The sequence below is a fragment of the Citrobacter sp. Igbk 16 genome, assembly GCF_028069755.1.
Lineage (GTDB): Bacteria > Pseudomonadota > Gammaproteobacteria > Enterobacterales > Enterobacteriaceae > Citrobacter.
In genome coordinates this window covers 1-15,552 of the sequence record NZ_JANEWJ010000052.1, presented here as the reverse complement: position 1 = coordinate 15,552, position 15,552 = coordinate 1, and the positions used below count along the sequence as shown (strand labels likewise).

The 15,552-nt window shown below is 51.2% G+C and carries 17 protein-coding genes, 1 tRNA gene, 1 pseudogene and 1 riboswitch; of the genes and pseudogenes, 10 read left to right on the top strand and 9 right to left on the bottom strand.

Annotated features, from left to right (window positions below):
• Positions 1–199 precede the first annotated feature (199 nt).
• From csgD to csgG, 4 genes are read left to right on the top strand one after another with little or no spacing between them, the layout of a single operon-like run.
• The gene (gene csgD / locus NNO03_RS21925) at positions 200–850 is read left to right on the top strand and encodes a biofilm master transcriptional regulator CsgD (protein ID WP_005129125.1); all 651 of its coding nucleotides are present in this window, start codon (positions 200–202) and stop codon (positions 848–850) included.
• Between the two features lie 4 nt (positions 851–854).
• On the top strand, positions 855–1,253 hold the full coding sequence (gene csgE / locus NNO03_RS21920; protein ID WP_271442620.1) for a curli production assembly/transport protein CsgE: 399 nt from the start codon (positions 855–857) through the stop codon (positions 1,251–1,253).
• Between the two features lie 25 nt (positions 1,254–1,278).
• Complete coding sequence (csgF, locus tag NNO03_RS21915; RefSeq protein ID WP_005129126.1) at positions 1,279–1,692, top strand: curli production assembly/transport protein CsgF; 414 nt, start codon at positions 1,279–1,281, stop codon at positions 1,690–1,692.
• Between the two features lie 25 nt (positions 1,693–1,717).
• Complete coding sequence (gene csgG, locus NNO03_RS21910; RefSeq protein WP_005129128.1) at positions 1,718–2,551, top strand: curli production assembly/transport protein CsgG; 834 nt, start codon at positions 1,718–1,720, stop codon at positions 2,549–2,551.
• 45 nt (positions 2,552–2,596) lie between these two features.
• Here csgG and NNO03_RS21905 read toward each other — a convergent pair whose 3' ends face one another.
• The 4 genes from NNO03_RS21905 to ghrA form a co-directional block, all read right to left on the bottom strand.
• Complete coding sequence (locus NNO03_RS21905) at positions 2,597–3,079, bottom strand: DUF1097 domain-containing protein (protein ID WP_271450548.1); 483 nt, start codon at positions 3,077–3,079, stop codon at positions 2,597–2,599.
• A gap of 101 nt (positions 3,080–3,180) precedes the next feature.
• Positions 3,181–3,735 carry a molecular chaperone gene (locus NNO03_RS21900; RefSeq protein WP_005129133.1) on the bottom strand — a complete coding sequence of 185 codons (555 nt, stop codon included), beginning with the start codon at positions 3,733–3,735 and terminating at the stop codon, positions 3,181–3,183.
• Between the two features lie 23 nt (positions 3,736–3,758).
• On the bottom strand, positions 3,759–4,496 hold the full coding sequence (locus NNO03_RS21895; RefSeq protein ID WP_271450547.1) for a phosphatase: 738 nt from the start codon (positions 4,494–4,496) through the stop codon (positions 3,759–3,761).
• Between the two features lie 116 nt (positions 4,497–4,612).
• Positions 4,613–5,551, bottom strand: a complete 939-nt coding sequence (gene ghrA, locus NNO03_RS21890; protein ID WP_271450546.1) for a glyoxylate/hydroxypyruvate reductase GhrA — start codon at positions 5,549–5,551, stop codon at positions 4,613–4,615.
• Between the two features lie 236 nt (positions 5,552–5,787).
• Here ghrA and NNO03_RS21885 point away from each other — a divergent pair.
• Positions 5,788–5,875, top strand: a tRNA-Ser gene (locus tag NNO03_RS21885).
• A gap of 650 nt (positions 5,876–6,525) precedes the next feature.
• Entirely contained in the window at positions 6,526–7,425 is a 900-nt protein-coding gene (gene yegS / locus NNO03_RS21880) for a lipid kinase YegS (RefSeq protein WP_271450545.1), read from the top strand.
• Between the two features lie 21 nt (positions 7,426–7,446).
• On the opposite strand, the gene fbaB is transcribed toward yegS, so the two are convergent.
• Positions 7,447–8,499 carry a class I fructose-bisphosphate aldolase gene (gene fbaB / locus NNO03_RS21875; protein ID WP_271450544.1) on the bottom strand — a complete coding sequence of 351 codons (1,053 nt, stop codon included), beginning with the start codon at positions 8,497–8,499 and terminating at the stop codon, positions 7,447–7,449.
• 252 nt (positions 8,500–8,751) lie between these two features.
• Between fbaB and NNO03_RS21870 the strand changes: the two genes are divergently transcribed.
• From NNO03_RS21870 to NNO03_RS21860, 3 genes are read left to right on the top strand one after another with little or no spacing between them, the layout of a single operon-like run.
• Positions 8,752–10,029, top strand: coding sequence for a nucleoside permease (locus NNO03_RS21870; RefSeq protein ID WP_271442615.1), 1,278 nt, complete (start codon positions 8,752–8,754; stop codon positions 10,027–10,029).
• Positions 10,026–11,030: an ADP-ribosylglycohydrolase family protein gene (locus NNO03_RS21865; RefSeq protein ID WP_271450543.1), complete on the top strand. Its 1,005-nt coding sequence runs from the start codon at positions 10,026–10,028 to the stop codon at positions 11,028–11,030. Before NNO03_RS21870 ends, NNO03_RS21865 begins: the two co-directional genes overlap by 4 nt.
• On the top strand, positions 11,027–11,992 hold the full coding sequence (locus NNO03_RS21860) for a PfkB family carbohydrate kinase (RefSeq protein WP_271450542.1): 966 nt from the start codon (positions 11,027–11,029) through the stop codon (positions 11,990–11,992). The genes NNO03_RS21865 and NNO03_RS21860 overlap by 4 nt, the downstream gene beginning before the upstream one ends.
• Here the strand turns inward: NNO03_RS21860 and NNO03_RS21855 are convergent.
• Genes NNO03_RS21855 through thiM form a run of 3 tightly spaced genes read right to left on the bottom strand, consistent with a single transcriptional unit; the run spans position 11,966 to position 14,349 of the window.
• On the bottom strand, positions 11,966–12,712 hold the full coding sequence (locus NNO03_RS21855) for a GntR family transcriptional regulator (protein ID WP_271450541.1): 747 nt from the start codon (positions 12,710–12,712) through the stop codon (positions 11,966–11,968). The two genes, NNO03_RS21860 and NNO03_RS21855, sit on opposite strands and share 27 nt — an antisense overlap.
• 51 nt (positions 12,713–12,763) lie before the next feature.
• Positions 12,764–13,564, bottom strand: a complete 801-nt coding sequence (gene thiD, locus NNO03_RS21850; RefSeq protein ID WP_271450540.1) for a bifunctional hydroxymethylpyrimidine kinase/phosphomethylpyrimidine kinase — start codon at positions 13,562–13,564, stop codon at positions 12,764–12,766.
• Positions 13,561–14,349: a hydroxyethylthiazole kinase gene (gene thiM, locus NNO03_RS21845; RefSeq protein ID WP_271450539.1), complete on the bottom strand. Its 789-nt coding sequence runs from the start codon at positions 14,347–14,349 to the stop codon at positions 13,561–13,563. The genes thiD and thiM overlap by 4 nt, the downstream gene beginning before the upstream one ends.
• 31 nt (positions 14,350–14,380) lie before the next feature.
• A riboswitch (TPP riboswitch) is annotated at positions 14,381–14,476 on the bottom strand.
• A gap of 235 nt (positions 14,477–14,711) precedes the next feature.
• Here thiM and NNO03_RS21840 point away from each other — a divergent pair.
• Positions 14,712–15,044, top strand: coding sequence for an RcnB family protein (locus NNO03_RS21840; RefSeq protein ID WP_137382311.1), 333 nt, complete (start codon positions 14,712–14,714; stop codon positions 15,042–15,044).
• A 63-nt stretch (positions 15,045–15,107) separates the two neighbouring features.
• Here NNO03_RS21840 and NNO03_RS21835 read toward each other — a convergent pair.
• A pseudogene (locus NNO03_RS21835) lies at positions 15,108–15,552 on the bottom strand (hypothetical protein); the annotation flags it as partial.

Below are 15,552 nucleotides of genomic sequence, written 5' to 3'. Positions count from 1 at the left end.
CTGTTACATGTTTAACACTTGCTTTAAGATTTGTAATAGCTAGATTGAAATCAGTTGAAGTCCATTTGTTTTAATATTTTCACCCCTTTGGGTCGATATTTTATTTCTACGCAGCAGTGCAACATCTGTCAGTACTTCTGGTGCCTCTATTTTAGTAGAGACAGCTGTCAGGTGTGCGACTAAAAAGTGGAGTTTCATCATGTTTAATGAAGTCCATAGCATTCATGGTCATACATTATTGTTGATCACGAAACCTTCTTTGCAGGCAACTGCATTATTACAACATTTAAAACAATCACTGGCGCTAACCGGAAAACTACATAATATTCAACGTTCTCTGGATGATATTTCCTCCAGCTGCATTGTTTTACTGGATATGATGGAGGCAGATAAAAAACTGATCCATTACTGGCAAGATAATTTGAGCAGAAAAAACAACAATATAAAGACGTTATTGTTGAACACTCCTGATGACTACCCTTATCGGGATATCGAAAACTGGCCACATATCAATGGCGTGTTTTACGCAACTGAAGACGAACAGCGTGTCGTTAGCGGCTTGCAGGGTGTCTTACGCGGTGAATGTTACTTCACGCAAAAGCTTGCCAGTTATCTGATCACGCATTCTGGAAATTATCGTTATAACAGCACGGAGTCGGCGTTACTGACACACCGTGAAAAAGAAATACTTAATAAATTGCGTATCGGCGCCTCAAATATTGAAATCGCTCGCTCACTATTTATCAGTGAAAATACGGTAAAAACACATCTTTATAATCTTTTCAAAAAGATAGCTGTTAAAAATCGTACGCAGGCGGTCTCATGGGCCAATGATAACCTCAGGCGATAAAGCAATGAAACGCTATCTGACCTGGATTGTGGCAGCAAATTTATTCTTTGCTGTCGGGAATCTGCACGCGGCTACAAGCGTAGAGGTGGAGGTTCCCGGACTGTTAACTGACCACACTGTATCTTCAATCGGGCATGATTTTTATCGTGCATTTAGTGACAAGTGGGAAAGTGAGTACACAGGAAATTTAACTATCAATGAAAGACCCAGTGCACGTTGGGGAAGTTGGATCACCATAACGGTCAATCAGGACGTTATCTTCCAGACTTTTTTATTCCCCACGAAAAGAGACTTCGACAAAATTGTCGTCTTCGCATTGGCACAAACTGAGGAAGCATTAAATCGCCGGCAAATAGATCAAACACTATTAAGCACGAGCGATTTAGCGCGCGATGAATTCTAAAACATGATTTTGTCCGGAGGCTTTCATGCGTGTCAAACATGCAGTGGTTTTGCTCATGCTAATTTCACCATTAAGTTGGGCCGGAAACATGACGTTCCAGTTCCGAAACCCAAACTTTGGTGGCAACCCGAATAACGGGGCTTTTTTGTTGAACAGCGCTCAGGCGCAGAACTCCTATAAAGATCCGAGCTATAGCGATTACGGAATTGAAACACCGTCAGCGCTGGATAACTTTACTCAGGCGATTCAGTCACAAATTCTCGGCGGCCTGCTCACCAACATTAATACCGGTAAGCCGGGAAGAATGGTGACCAATGATTTTATCATTGATATTGCTAACCGGGACGGGCAGCTGCAATTGAATGTTACCGACAGGAAATCGGGAAAAACATCGACGATCGAAGTGTCGGGTTTACAAACACAGTCAACCGATTTCTAAGCCATAGCCACGAAAGGAAAAAATCATGCAGCGCTTACTTATAATGGTTGCAGTATTTTTACTCAGCGGATGCTTAACGTCCCCACCGCAAGAAGCCGCTAAACCGACATTAATGCCTCGCGCCCAAAGTTACAAAGACTTGACGCATCTCCCGATGCCTACGGGTAAAATCTTTGTATCGGTTTACAATATCCAGGATGAAACGGGTCAGTTTAAACCTTATCCGGCAAGTAACTTCTCCACTGCCGTACCGCAAAGTGCCACGGCAATGCTGGTTACCGCACTGAAAGATTCGCGTTGGTTCATCCCGCTGGAGCGTCAGGGATTACAGAACTTACTGAACGAACGGAAAATCATCCGTGCGGCACAGGAAAACGGCACGGTTGCCATTAACAACCGAATTCCGCTGCAATCATTAACCGCGGCTAACGTAATGGTTGAAGGTTCAATCATTGGCTATGAAAGCAACGTTAAATCAGGTGGTGTCGGCGCGCGTTATTTCGGTATTGGTGCAGATACGCAATACCAACTCGATCAGATTGCGGTAAACCTGCGTGTGGTTAACGTCAGTACCGGTGAGATCCTTTCTTCGGTCAACACCAGTAAAACCATCCTGTCTTATGAAGTGCAGGCAGGGGTATTCCGTTTCATTGACTACCAACGGCTTCTGGAAGGGGAAATTGGTTATACCTCTAACGAGCCGGTCATGCTTTGCCTGATGTCAGCCATTGAAACTGGCGTTATCTTCCTGATAAATGACGGTATCGATCGCGGCTTGTGGGATTTGCAGGATAAGAAACAAGTTGATAACGACATTCTGGTCAAATACCGCCATATGTCGGTACCTCCAGAGTCCTGATAATAAACCGAGAGAAAAAAGCGTGAGGGAAGCCTCACGCTTTTTTTATTTACTGGTCAGTGTGGATGAAGCCGGGTTTTCGCGACGTGATGCCAGCCACAGCCCACTGTTTTTCATCGCATAACCAAACACCAAGCCCAGCCCCAGAGAAGGCAGAACCAACTGCCAGTCTCCCTGCCCTGCAAATGTTGCACATGCCCCCATAAATGTGCCCGGGACAAATGAAAGCAACCATTGCTTTGCCTGGATACACATCATAAATGCGACAATTCCCGTTATGACATAACCAAGGATGTCCATATGCGGAGCAAGTGCACTACCATTAATAATCACCAACGCCCACACCACGCCGCTTAGCAGCGTACACGCCGAGATCCACAGCCCTTTCAGTCCACCTTGCGGGCAGGCAAAATAAGCCGTACAGCCCAGGAAGCCAGCCCAACTGAGTAAACCAAGAGAAACGGCCACCCATCCCCAGAGTCCGGAGAGAATGCCCGTTGTGATTGCAATAGAGAGAAGTATGTTCATGCCGCGCATCTTAGCAGAAAAACGGCATAGTAATGAGATCGTGCACACAATTTATGCAAGATGATAAATTGCGTTGCAGTATATAGTGATCTAAATCACATTTATTCGTCGGTATCTTCCTGCAATTCGTCCCACATTGCGCTAATGGCATCGCGCGTCAGCGGTGCCATAGTTCGCCAGAAAGCTGTATTCGCATGCGCCTCAACTTTACCAAGGAACGTGTCGCACCAGGGAAGCAGGTAGTCAACAAACAAGGTTTCCAGTGCTTCACTCTCATCTTCTGCGGACTGGTCTTCAAGCCAGGATGCCGCCAGCAACAAGGTACCAATATGATCGGCTGGTGTATCCGCCAGCGGCATTCCACGTGCTGAAAGGAATGCACGAACATCTGCTTCCTTCGCCCCTTCTACCCAGGCGCTACGATAAGGCGGCACGGAACACTCTTTCCCGACAAACAGCGCGTTGTAATCTGCAGCGAGCTGGGGCATATCACAGCTTTTCTGCAAACGGGCCAACAGCTCATCCTGTTCCAGTGGCCAGTTAGCAGACAGTTTACCTTCGCTAATCAGGGTAAACAGGGGAACCAGTAAAGGGTCCTGCGGTTGGCGGTAAAACAGCGAGCCCAGTACACGGCACAGGATAGAAAACTCGTTCATTGATATATTCCAGTTAGTAACAATTAAAGTTCAGCAAATTCCGCGATAGGCTCCATGCCCCGCGATTCCAGAAACGTCAGCAAGCGTTTTGGTGAAACGTTCAGAATTCGGTCTTCCGGGAAGCCCACATCATCCAGAATCTTACGGCATTCACCGAACTCTCCCAACGTAAATGCGGTATGGGAATCTGAACCCAGGGCAACCCAGCCACCAGCGTCACGTACTGCAGCAGCGACAGCGCGACAGTTATCTTCACTGCCCTTACGCGAATGCAAAAATGAGGAATTATTGATTTCCAGTGCGACCTGATATTTTGCCGCCGCCTGTGCAATTGCGGTGATATCGACGGGATATTTGGGATTTCCTGGGTGGCTGATAATATGTACATTGCCACTCGCCATCGTGGCGATCATCGCCTGAGTATTGGTTTCTTTATCGTGAGGGGCAAAAACCGGCTCATGGAAGCCCGCAATAATCAAATCAAGTGAGTCAAACATCGGCCCTGAACAGTCGATCTCACCTTCAATATTCTTAATGTTTGCTTCTATCCCGCGCAGGATCCCCACGCCGTTCACCACGCGCGGCCAAATACGCATGTTAATAAAATGCCAGTGGTGTGGCGCATCCGCCATGTCCGGTCCATGATCGGTGATGGCAAACAGTTTGATACCTTTGCGATGGGCTTCAGCGATATAATCACTCAAAGTGCTGTAAGCGTGGGTGCTGGCAACGGTATGCATATGCAGGTCAACGGGATACATAACTCTCTCCTGTAGTCGTTTTCCGTCAAGGATAGCAGGTATCGCCGCCTTTAATACCCTAAATAATTCGGGGTGTATTGAGTCGAAACCCGGCGCGGGCCGGGTTGACATTGATATCAGTAACCCCGAACGCGATCGACCTGACCGGTAACCGCTTTGCCACTTTCCAGGCTAAGGATTGTACGAGAGATATAATCCACCGCTTCCGCCGGGCGCGTTACCGCTGCAATGTGCGGCGTCATCGCCACACGCGGGTGTTTCCACAATGGGTTGTCTTCGGGTAGCGGTTCTCGGCTATAAACATCCAGCATCGCACCTTTCAGTTTTCCGCTATTCAACGATGCCAGAAGATCGTCTTCATTGAGATGAACGCCACGCGCCAGGTTAAGCACATAGGCGCCATCCTGTAATTGATTCAACAGCCCGGCATTAATAATGCCTACCGTTTCTGCCGTATTGGGCAGAAGATTAATCAGCACACGCGTCTGGCTTAAAAACGCACTCAACTCTTCGGTGCCTGCAAAACTTTCCACACCAGGCCAGGATTTATGAGTACGGCTCCAACAGCGTAACGGGAAGCCCCATGCCTGCAGACTCTCTGCCACTTTAGCCCCTAATACACCAGCCCCCATGATTCCGATGGTAAATTCATCACGGGTAAACTCTTGCAACGGCTGCCACTTCGCCTGGGTTTTTAATGCCTGATAGTCATCAAAGCGGCGGAACCAGTGCAACACCTGACTCACCGCATACTCCTGCATTTGCAGACCCATACCGGTATCTTCCAGACGGAAAAGTGGAATCGAGGTATCCAGCATCTCCGGGTGCGCTTTTAGCTTACTGAGGATGGAGTCCACTCCGGCTCCTAATGCAAAGACGGCTTTCAATTTTCGTCCTGCCAGCATTTCAACCGGCGGATGCCAAACCAGCGCATAGTCGGCATGGGCGTTATCACCCGCTTTCCACTCGCGAACGTTAGCGCCAGGGATGGCTTTCGCCAGCGCCTTTAACCACCAGGCCGTATCAAATGTAGGGTGATAGAAAATTATTTCCATATTGTCTCCTGAATATTGTTATGCGGAACGTTCTCGCACTTATTATCATCATTTTCCGAGGGAATATCAGATTAGCAAATTTTAGGATGCTGGCAAAAAAAACAATTCCCGCTCATTTAAGCCCCATGTTGCTTGAAGTTTGTGTAAATGCACGTTTTTTTGAAAAAGTAGATTGACGCCGGGGCGGTATTTCCCCTACATTAGCGCCCGTTCCAGCAATACAGGAACAACAATATGGTGAGGTGTCCGAGTGGCTGAAGGAGCACGCCTGGAAAGTGTGTATACGGCAACGTATCGGGGGTTCGAATCCCCCCCTCACCGCCATATTCGAGAAAGAGCTCGTACGCAAGTACGGGCTTTTTTTTCGCATGTTGCACATCTGCGGGGGGATGAGAAACCCCCGACCGGGGTTCGACTACTGGCGCAGCCAGTTGGACAGACCGGGAGCGCAGCGAACGGGCTGCCCCAAAGGGGCGAGCGAAGCGAGTCAATCCCCCCCTCACCGCCATATTCGAGAAAGAGCTCGTACGCAAGTACGGGCTTTTTTTTCGCATGTTGCACATCTCCGGGGGGATGAGAAACCCCCGACCGGGGTTCGACTACTGGCGCAGCCAGTTGGACAGACCGGGAGCGCAGCGAACGGGCTGCCCCAAAGGGGCGAGCGAAGCGAGTCAATCCCCCCCTCACCGCCATATTCGAGAAAGAGCTCGTACGCAAGTACGGGCTTTTTTTTCGCATGTTGCACATCTCCGGGGGGATGAGAAACCCCCGACCGGGGTTCGACTACTGGCGCAGCCAGTTGGACAGACCGGGAGCGCAGCGAACGGGCTGCCCCGCAGGGGCAAGCAAAGCGAGTCAATCCCCCCCATATCTCCCTCAGAACCCGTCTATGGGTCTTCGCTTTCAGTCAGTTCCTACGCCATAAACGCATTCCTGACATACACTAGTTAAAACGATAAAAGTGAGGTAACAGGATGATAGCATTCCCGGCCAGCTTACTGATCCTGAATGGGAAAAGTGCTGATAACCTTCCCCTGCGTGACGCTATTGCTCAACTGCGCAACGAAAGTGTCGAAATCCATGTTCGCGTTACCTGGGAAAAAGGTGACGCGCAACGTTACGTTGATGAAGCGCTCCGATTGGGCGTGGCAACGGTGATTGCCGGCGGTGGTGACGGTACCATCAACGAAGTATCCACAGCGCTGATCCACTGCCAGGGGGAGAATGTTCCCGCACTCGGGATTTTGCCATTGGGAACGGCAAATGATTTTGCTACCAGCGTTGGCATTCCTGAAGCGCTGGACAAGGCATTAAAGCTGGCTATTGCCGGGAACTCGGTAGAGATTGATATGGCGCAGGTCAACAATAAAACCTGCTTTATCAATATGGCGACCGGAGGGTTCGGTACGCGGATCACCAGCGAAACACCGGAGAAACTCAAAGCCGCCCTGGGCGGTGTGTCGTACTTTATTCACGGGTTAATGCGCATGGATACGCTGAAGCCAGACAGTTGCGACATTCGCGGCGAAAACTTTCACTGGCAGGGGGATGCGCTGGTGATTGGTATTGGCAACGGGCGTCAGGCCGGTGGCGGACAGCAACTTTGCCCAACCGCGCTCATTAACGACGGTCTGCTGCAACTGCGAATCTTTACCGGTGAGGAGCTGATTCCGGCACTGCTATCGGCGATAACTCAGTCCGAAGACAATCCGAATATCATCGATGGCGCATCATCATGGTTTGATATCCGTGCGCCACATGAAATTACCTTCAATCTGGATGGTGAACCGCTCAGCGGGCAAAAGTTTCATGTTGAAATCCTGCCCGCAGCCCTGCGTTGCAGGCTACCGCCGGGTTGCCCATTATTGCGCTAATCCGACGGTACTCTACTGACATCAGGCAATCGTGACTTTGTTATCCAGATAAACATCCTGCACGGCGTTAATCAGCTTCACGCCGTCAGCCATGGTTTTCTTGAATGCTTTGCGTCCAAGGATCAGTCCCATGCCGCCAGCACGTTTATTAATGACCGCCGTACGTACCGCATCGCTGAGATCGGTTTCTCCACCGGCCGCACCGCCAGAGTTAATTAATCCGGCGCGCCCCATATAGCAGTTCGCCAGTTGATAACGCACCAGGTCAATCGGGTTATCACTGGTCAGCTTGGTATAGACACGATCATCGGTGTAGCCGAAGTTAACCGCTTTATACCCGCCGTTATTCTCTGCCATTTTCTGTTTAACGATATCCGCGCCGATAGTCGCCGCCAGATGGTTTGCCTGCCCGGTCAAATCAGCCGAAACATGATAATCCACACCGTCTTTCTTAAACGCAGAGTTGCGCAAATAGGCCCAAAGTACCGTCACCATGCCCAACTCATGGGCACGTTCAAAGGCCGCAGAAATCTCTTCAATCTGGCGGCGCGACTCCTCTGAACCGAAATAAATGGTTGCCCCCACCGCGACCGCGCCCATATTGAACGCTTGCTCCACGCTGGCATACAGGGTCTGGTCAAAGGTATTCGGGTAGCTGAGCGTTTCGTTATGGTTAATTTTCACAAGGAATGGAATGCGATGTGCATAACGACGCGAAACAGACGCCAGCACACCATAGGTTGACGCGACGCAGTTGCAGCCCGCTTCAATTGCCAGCTCAACAATATTTTTGGGATCAAAATACAGCGGGTTTGCGGCAAACGATGCCCCAGCAGAATGTTCCACCCCCTGGTCTACAGGCAGAATCGACAAATAACCGGTCCCGGCGAGCCGTCCGGTGTTGTACAGCGTCTGCATATTACGCAGCACGGCGGGTGGACGGTTATTGTCAACCATCACGCGGTCGACGTAATCATGTCCTGGTAGGTAAAGTTGGTCAGAAGGAATGGTCATACAACGATGCTGTAAGAGGTTGTCGGCATCTTTGCCAAGCAACTGCGCAATATCAGTCATAGCTATGCTCCCGTAAGTTCCGATTTGATATCGGAAGTGGATTGTCCTGACCCGCCTGGTTGCGGGCAGCAATAAGCCTGGTACTGACTGCGTATTTTTTCCATCTTTAGCGCACTTTTCAGCGATTTCCGCTGGCTCGATTCAGGCATCAAAAAATGATACAGCGGTCAAACTTAGACCACAAAGGTATTTAAAAGGTATTATCAAATGGTACTATCCAGCCGTACCTTACCTGTCATGAAGGATTTAAAGATGAAAACTACAGTTAAGCTGTCGTTCATGATGTTTGTGGAGTGGTTTATCTGGGGCGCCTGGTTTGTGCCGCTTTGGCTCTGGCTGAGTAAAAGCGGCTTTACTGCCGGTGAAATTGGCTGGTCTTATGCCTGTACCGCCATTGCCGCGATCCTCTCACCAATCTTCGTCGGTTCGATCACTGACCGCTTTTTCTCTGCGCAAAAAGTACTGGCAGTGCTAATGTTTGTCGGCGCGATTTTGATGTATTTTGCAGCGCAGCAGACGACGTTCGGCGGATTCTTTCCGCTATTGCTGGCGTATTCACTCACCTATATGCCGACGATTGCTCTAACCAACAGTATCGCCTTCGCCAATGTCCCGGATGTCGAACGTGATTTTCCACGCATCCGCGTCATGGGTACCATTGGCTGGATTGCATCCGGCCTGGCTTGTGGCTTCTTACCGCAAATGCTCGGCTATAACGACATTTCACCGACCAACATTCCGCTGCTCATTACAGCCGCAAGTTCAGCATTACTGGGCATCTTTGCTTTCTTTTTACCAGATACGCCGCCGAAAAGTACCGGCAAGATGGATTTCAAAGTCATGCTGGGTCTGGATGCGCTGATCCTGCTGCGTGATAAGAACTTCCTGGTCTTTTTCTTCTGCTCTTTTCTGTTTGCCATGCCGCTGGCGTTCTATTACATCTTCGCCAACGGCTACCTGACAGAAGTTGGGATGAAAAATGCGACCGGCTGGATGACGCTGGGCCAGTTCTCTGAAATTTTCTTCATGCTGGCACTGCCGTTCTTCACCAAACGCTTTGGCATTAAAAAGGTATTGTTGCTTGGTCTTATCACTGCCGCGATCCGTTACGGATTTTTTGTTTACGGCGGCGCGGAAGAATATTTCACCTACGCCCTGTTATTTCTCGGCATTCTGCTACATGGCGTTAGCTACGATTTCTACTACGTTACGGCCTACATCTATGTCGATAAAAAAGCGCCGGTGCACATGCGCACCGCGGCGCAGGGGTTAATCACGCTCTGCTGTCAGGGATTCGGCAGCCTGCTCGGCTACCGCCTGGGTGGGGTGATGATGGAAAAAATGTTTGCTTATAAAGAGCCGGTTGATGGCCTCACCTTTAACTGGGCTGGCATGTGGGGATTTGGCGCGATCATGATTGCCGTCATCGCCGTGCTGTTTATGATTTTCTTTCGCGAGTCAGACAAAGAAATCACCGCCATTAAGGTGGACGACCGCGATATCGCATTGCAACAAGGGGAAGTTAAATGAAAGCAGAACGTATTCTCGGTGCTCTTTATGGGCAGGCGTTAGGGGATGCGATGGGTATGCCGTCGGAACTGTGGCCGAGAACCCGCGTTAGGGCACACTTTGGTTGGATCGACCGTTTTTTGCCCGGTCCTGCGGAAAATAATGCCGCCTGCTATTTCAACCAGGCGGAGTTCACTGATGACACCTCCATGGCACTGTGTCTGGCTGATGCTCTGTTAGAGTGCAACGGAGAGATTGTTCCGGACGTTATTGGCCGCAATATCCTCGCCTGGGCTGAACGTTTTGATGCTTTCAATAAAAACGTGCTGGGCCCCACCTCAAAGATTGCGCTCAACGCCATCCGCGACGGTAAGCCCGTTGCTGAGCTGGAAAACAACGGTGTCACCAATGGGGCGGCTATGCGCGTGTCGCCGTTGGGATGTCTGCTACCGACAGGGAATCTTGATGCGTTTATTGACGACATCGCGCTGGCCTCCAGCCCGACACATAAGTCGGATTTAGCGATTGCGGGCGCGGTGGTCATCGCCTGGGCGGTGTCTCGAGCTATCGACGGAAGAACATGGCCTGAGATTGTCGGGGCACTTCCCGCGATTGCCCTCCACGCTCAGCAAAAACGGATCACTACGTTTAGCGCATCGCTCGCCGCCCGCCTTGAACTGGCATTGAAAATCGTTCGCGAGGCCAACGGTGCGGAATCTGCCAGCGAGCAGCTGTATCAGGTGATTGGCGCCGGGACCAGCACCATCGAATCCGTGCCCTGCGCCATCGCGATGGTCGAACTGGCACAAACCGATCCTAACCGCTGTGCCGTACTGTGTGCGAACCTCGGCGGCGACACTGACACCATCGGGGCAATGGCAACCGCTATTTGTGGTGCGCTACACGGCGTAAGCGCGATTAATCCGACGTTAAAACAGGAACTGGATGCGGTGAATAAGCTCGATTTCACCCGCTATGCCAGTGCGCTAGTGCGACTGCGCGAGCAACGGGAGGCGCTATGAGTGCTACGCGTCTGCAAATGCTTCTCCCACAGTTGCACAGCCAGCAACCGGTAACGGTAGTCGGTGCGGCGGTTATTGATGTGATTGCCGATGCGTATGCTCTTCCCTGGCGCGGCTGTGATATTGAGCTTAAGCAGCAGGGCGTGAACGTGGGCGGTTGTGCGCTCAACATTGCCGTCGCTCTGAAGCGTCTGGGCATTGAGGCCAGTAATGCTTTACCGCTGGGTCAGGGCGTGTGGGCCGATATTATCCGCAACCGTATGGCGAAAGAAGGATTGCACAGCCTGATCGACAATGCCGAAGGCGATAACGGCTGGTGTCTGGCATTGGTAGAGCCGGACGGTGAACGCACATTTATGTCCTTTAGTGGCGTCGAAAATCAGTGGAATGCTGACTGGCTGGCACAGCTGAATATCCCGCACGAGAGTTACGTCTACCTTTCCGGCTATCAGTTGGCCTCACCCTGTGGTGAATTGCTGGTACGGTGGCTGGAGAGTCTTACGACGGCTACACCATTCATCGATTTTGGTCCGCGAATTGGTGATATTCCCGATGCTCTGATGGCGCGGATCATGGCCTGCCGCCCGCTGGTGTCACTGAATCGTCAGGAGGCGGAAATTGCCGCCGAGCGGTTTGCATTGAGCCATGATGTAGAAGGTTTTGGCGCAGAATGGGTACAACGCTTCGCCGCGCCGGTAGTGGTACGTCACGATAAAGATGGGGCATGGTATTTTACTGAGCACACATCCGGTTGCGTGCCCGCCTTTCCGACCACAGTCGTTGATACCATCGGTGCGGGAGACAGTCACGCAGGCGGTATGCTGGCTGGGCTGGCATCGGGCTGGCCGCTGGGCGATGCCGTCCTGCTTGGCAATGCGGTAGCATCCTGGGTGGTGGGTCACCGCGGCGGCGACTGCGCCCCCTCACGCGAGGCGTTACTCCTCGCACACAAAGACGTATAGGTCGCTTCGACAGTAACTGATACTGTATTCAATAGGCCGTTGCTGCTGATCAAGTGCTACCTGCTTGATCACCAGTACCGGCACTTTGCTGTCCATCTGAATATGTGACTGGAACTCTGCGTCCGGCATCCGCGCACTGACGCGTGAGCGTGTACGCTGTGGAAAGATATGCTGGCTGCGTAAATACTCGTACAGTGAAACGCCAATAGCATCCACGTCATGGATAAGATGGGCGGGTACCCATGATTCTTCAATAGACACAGCATCTTCATCAACATAGCGAATGCGTTTAAGCAGGAAGACCTCACTGCCGACAGCAATAGCTAACTGCTGAGCCACTTCTTCCGGGCAGGGCACCACGCGTTTATTCACCCACAGCGTATCCGGCTTTTTACCGCGCAACACCACCTGTTGTGAAAAACCGCGCGCTTCTTTGAGCGAATACTCGAAGATGTTATTGATTTGCGTCCCGTAGCCACGCGCACGCGTCACCACCCCCTCTTCTTCCAGCGCCTGCATCGCTTTCCGCACCGTAATGCGTGAAACACCAGTCAACTGGCTGAGGTCACGCTCGCCAGGCAGGATATTACCATGCTCCAGGATCCCACTGCGCACAGCATTCTTAACCGTTTGAGCGAATTTCATATACAGCGGCGTGTTATCCGCCGCTGAAATACGTTCATTCAGTTGCGCGATAAGCTGGGTATGCGCTTGTTCCATTTATCTTTTTCCTGGCAGCCGTTTCTGTAGCCAGTATACCATTTCTGCTCATCACCACCACGCGTGGAAATGATGCACCGGACCAATCCCCTCGCCCACTTCAAGTGTATCCGCCTGCGCCAGCGCCGCAGAGAGCCACGACTTAGCTTCCTGTACCGTATCAGCCCAGTTAACATGACGTGGACGCAGTGCCGCCAGCGCCGCCGACAGCGTACAACCTGTTCCGTGCGTATTTTTGGTCACCACCCTTGGCGCGGTGAAGCGCTGTTCGCCATCACGGGTAAAGAGCCAGTCAGGGCTTTGCTCATCATCCAGATGCCCCCCTTTCATTAATACCGCCTCACAGCCCAGCGCACGCAGCGCACGCCCCTGTTCTAACATTTCCTGCTCCGTTCGGGCATGCGATGCACCGAGCAACGCCGCCGCCTCCGGCAGATTAGGGGTAATAATCGACACTTGCGGTAACAGACGGGTACGCAGCGTTTCAACCGCAGAGGAAGACAACAGCGGATCGCCGCTTTTTGCCAGCATTACCGTATCCAGTACGACGTTTTGTACCCGGTGACGCTGTAAACGTTCGGCAACGGCTTCGACAATATCGGTTTCTGCCAGCATGCCGATTTTGGTGGTATCGATGCGCACATCGCTGAACACAGAGTCCAGTTGCGCCGCCACAAAATCGGGTTCAATCCGGTATACCGACTGTACTCCGCGCGTATTTTGCGCCACCAGTGCCGTGATGACTGAACAGCCATAAGCGCCGAGTGCCGAAAATGTTTTTAAGTCGGCCTGAATTCCTGCGCCACCGCTCGGATCGGTTCCGGCAATGGTTAAGGCGTTAATCCGTTTCATGCGTGCTCCTGGGGGTTCAGATTATAGAGGGCGTCGAGAAATGCCGGGACAAAACTGCCCGGTCCGGTCGATTGTTGCGTGGCAATTTGTCCGGCCTGTTTCATCCAGCTACAGGCGGAGGCGACGTTATCAAGTCGGTCACCACGTAAAGCGCAACTGGCGGCGACTACCGCTGACAGTGCGCATCCGGTGCCCACGACCCGTGTCATCAGCGGATCGCCACCATGAATACCCACCGTCCGCTGACCATCAGTGACATAATCCACTTCCCCGGTAACCGCGACGATGGCTCCGACCTGACGAGCCAGCGCCTTCGCTGCGGGAAGCGCAGCCAATGCGGTGTCGGTGGTATCCACCCCACGCCCACCGGCGTTCATCCCAGCCAGGGCGAGTATTTCTGACGCGTTGCCACGAATCGCAGCCGGGCGCAGCGCAAGTATGTCCAGACAAAAGCGACGACGAAAATCCAGTGCGCCAACGGCAACAGGATCCAGCGTCCAGGGGGTTTTCGCCTGCTGCGCTTGCTCAACGGCGGCACGCATTGCCGTTGCTCGCGCCTGAGTCAGTGTCCCAACATTAATGAGTAGCGCCTGGGCAATAGCTGCAAACTGGCTGGCTTCCTCAGGTTCAATCACCATCGCAGGGGATGCCCCTAAAGCCAGTAGCGTATTGGCGGTAAAACTCTGCACAACGTCATTAGTCATACAGTGTGTCAGTGGGGAAAGCGTTCTAAATTGCTGTAAGGTGTGAGCCGCGAGCGCGCGGCTGTGCAGGTCAGGCTGCATGGTTCAGCTCCTGCCCGCGCGAAGAAGGGACACGAGCAGTGTCAGACTTCCCTACGCTGGCATTATCCAGATCAGGTGGTACGGGTATTTCTCAGCCTTCACCAGAAGGGCACCCCGAGTCGTTGAAACACAAATATGATATTCAGGTTTCGGCAACAGGATACTGCCTGCGATTAACGATGTAAATTGGTGCGGAACAGGCTTTGGCGGTGAAACCGCTGGGTCACGGTTGCCGGATTTCTGCACTTTCATTTACACTTTTTACGAAATGACTGGAGTAATCACAAAATAGTGCTTGTCAGATGTCCTGTTAGCCAGGAATCATACAGGGCTAATTTTGATGACCCGAAGAGGTAGAGAGGATGGGTATGAAGAAGAAAATGTTGCTGGGTGCACTACTGCTCGCAAGCAGTGCGGTCTGGGCCGCGCCGGCTGCAACCGCAGCTCCCACAGGTATTGATAAATATGAGTTGAGCAGTTTCATTGCCGACTTTACCCATTTCAAGCCCGGTGACAAGGTTCCACCACTGTATCTCACCGAAGAATACACCATTAAGCAATGGAATCTGCGCAACCTGCCCGCACCAACGGCAGGCACCCACTGGACCTATATGGGCGGCGCGTACGTGCTGGTCAATGATGCTGATGCTAAGATCATTAAAGCCTACGACGGCGAGATTTTTTATCATCGGTGAAAAAGATAACGCGCTTTCAACTAAGTGAGAGCGCTTATTAAAAATTATAACCATCTAAAAGTATTAATAATATTCCACTACTACTTTCACAAGACTTCTTACACTTCCCGAATGAAAATCATCGCTATACACCACGTATTTTCCATATAAAACAAGGTCCATTTTTTGCTCAATCGAACTAATTTCATTAAAACTCAAAAGATTATAGCTCTTACTACTACCACTATCGAAATATATCTTGTTAGCGCCATCTAATGAAATCTCAAATCCGACATCACCCGCACCTGTAGCATTTCGCGCATCTTCGTTTTTAAGAATACTACCAACTGCATTGCTTGACTCAAAATGATATCGAAACGAATCAGATGACACCCCTGTAGTACACTTAAAAGCAACCTCACCGGCCGTCTTTTCTAACCTAAAGAAACTCTGCGGTGTACCTCTCAGGTCATTAATAGATATATCTGGCGCACTAAGCACTCCATCTAAAAACTTGCATGTTTTAATT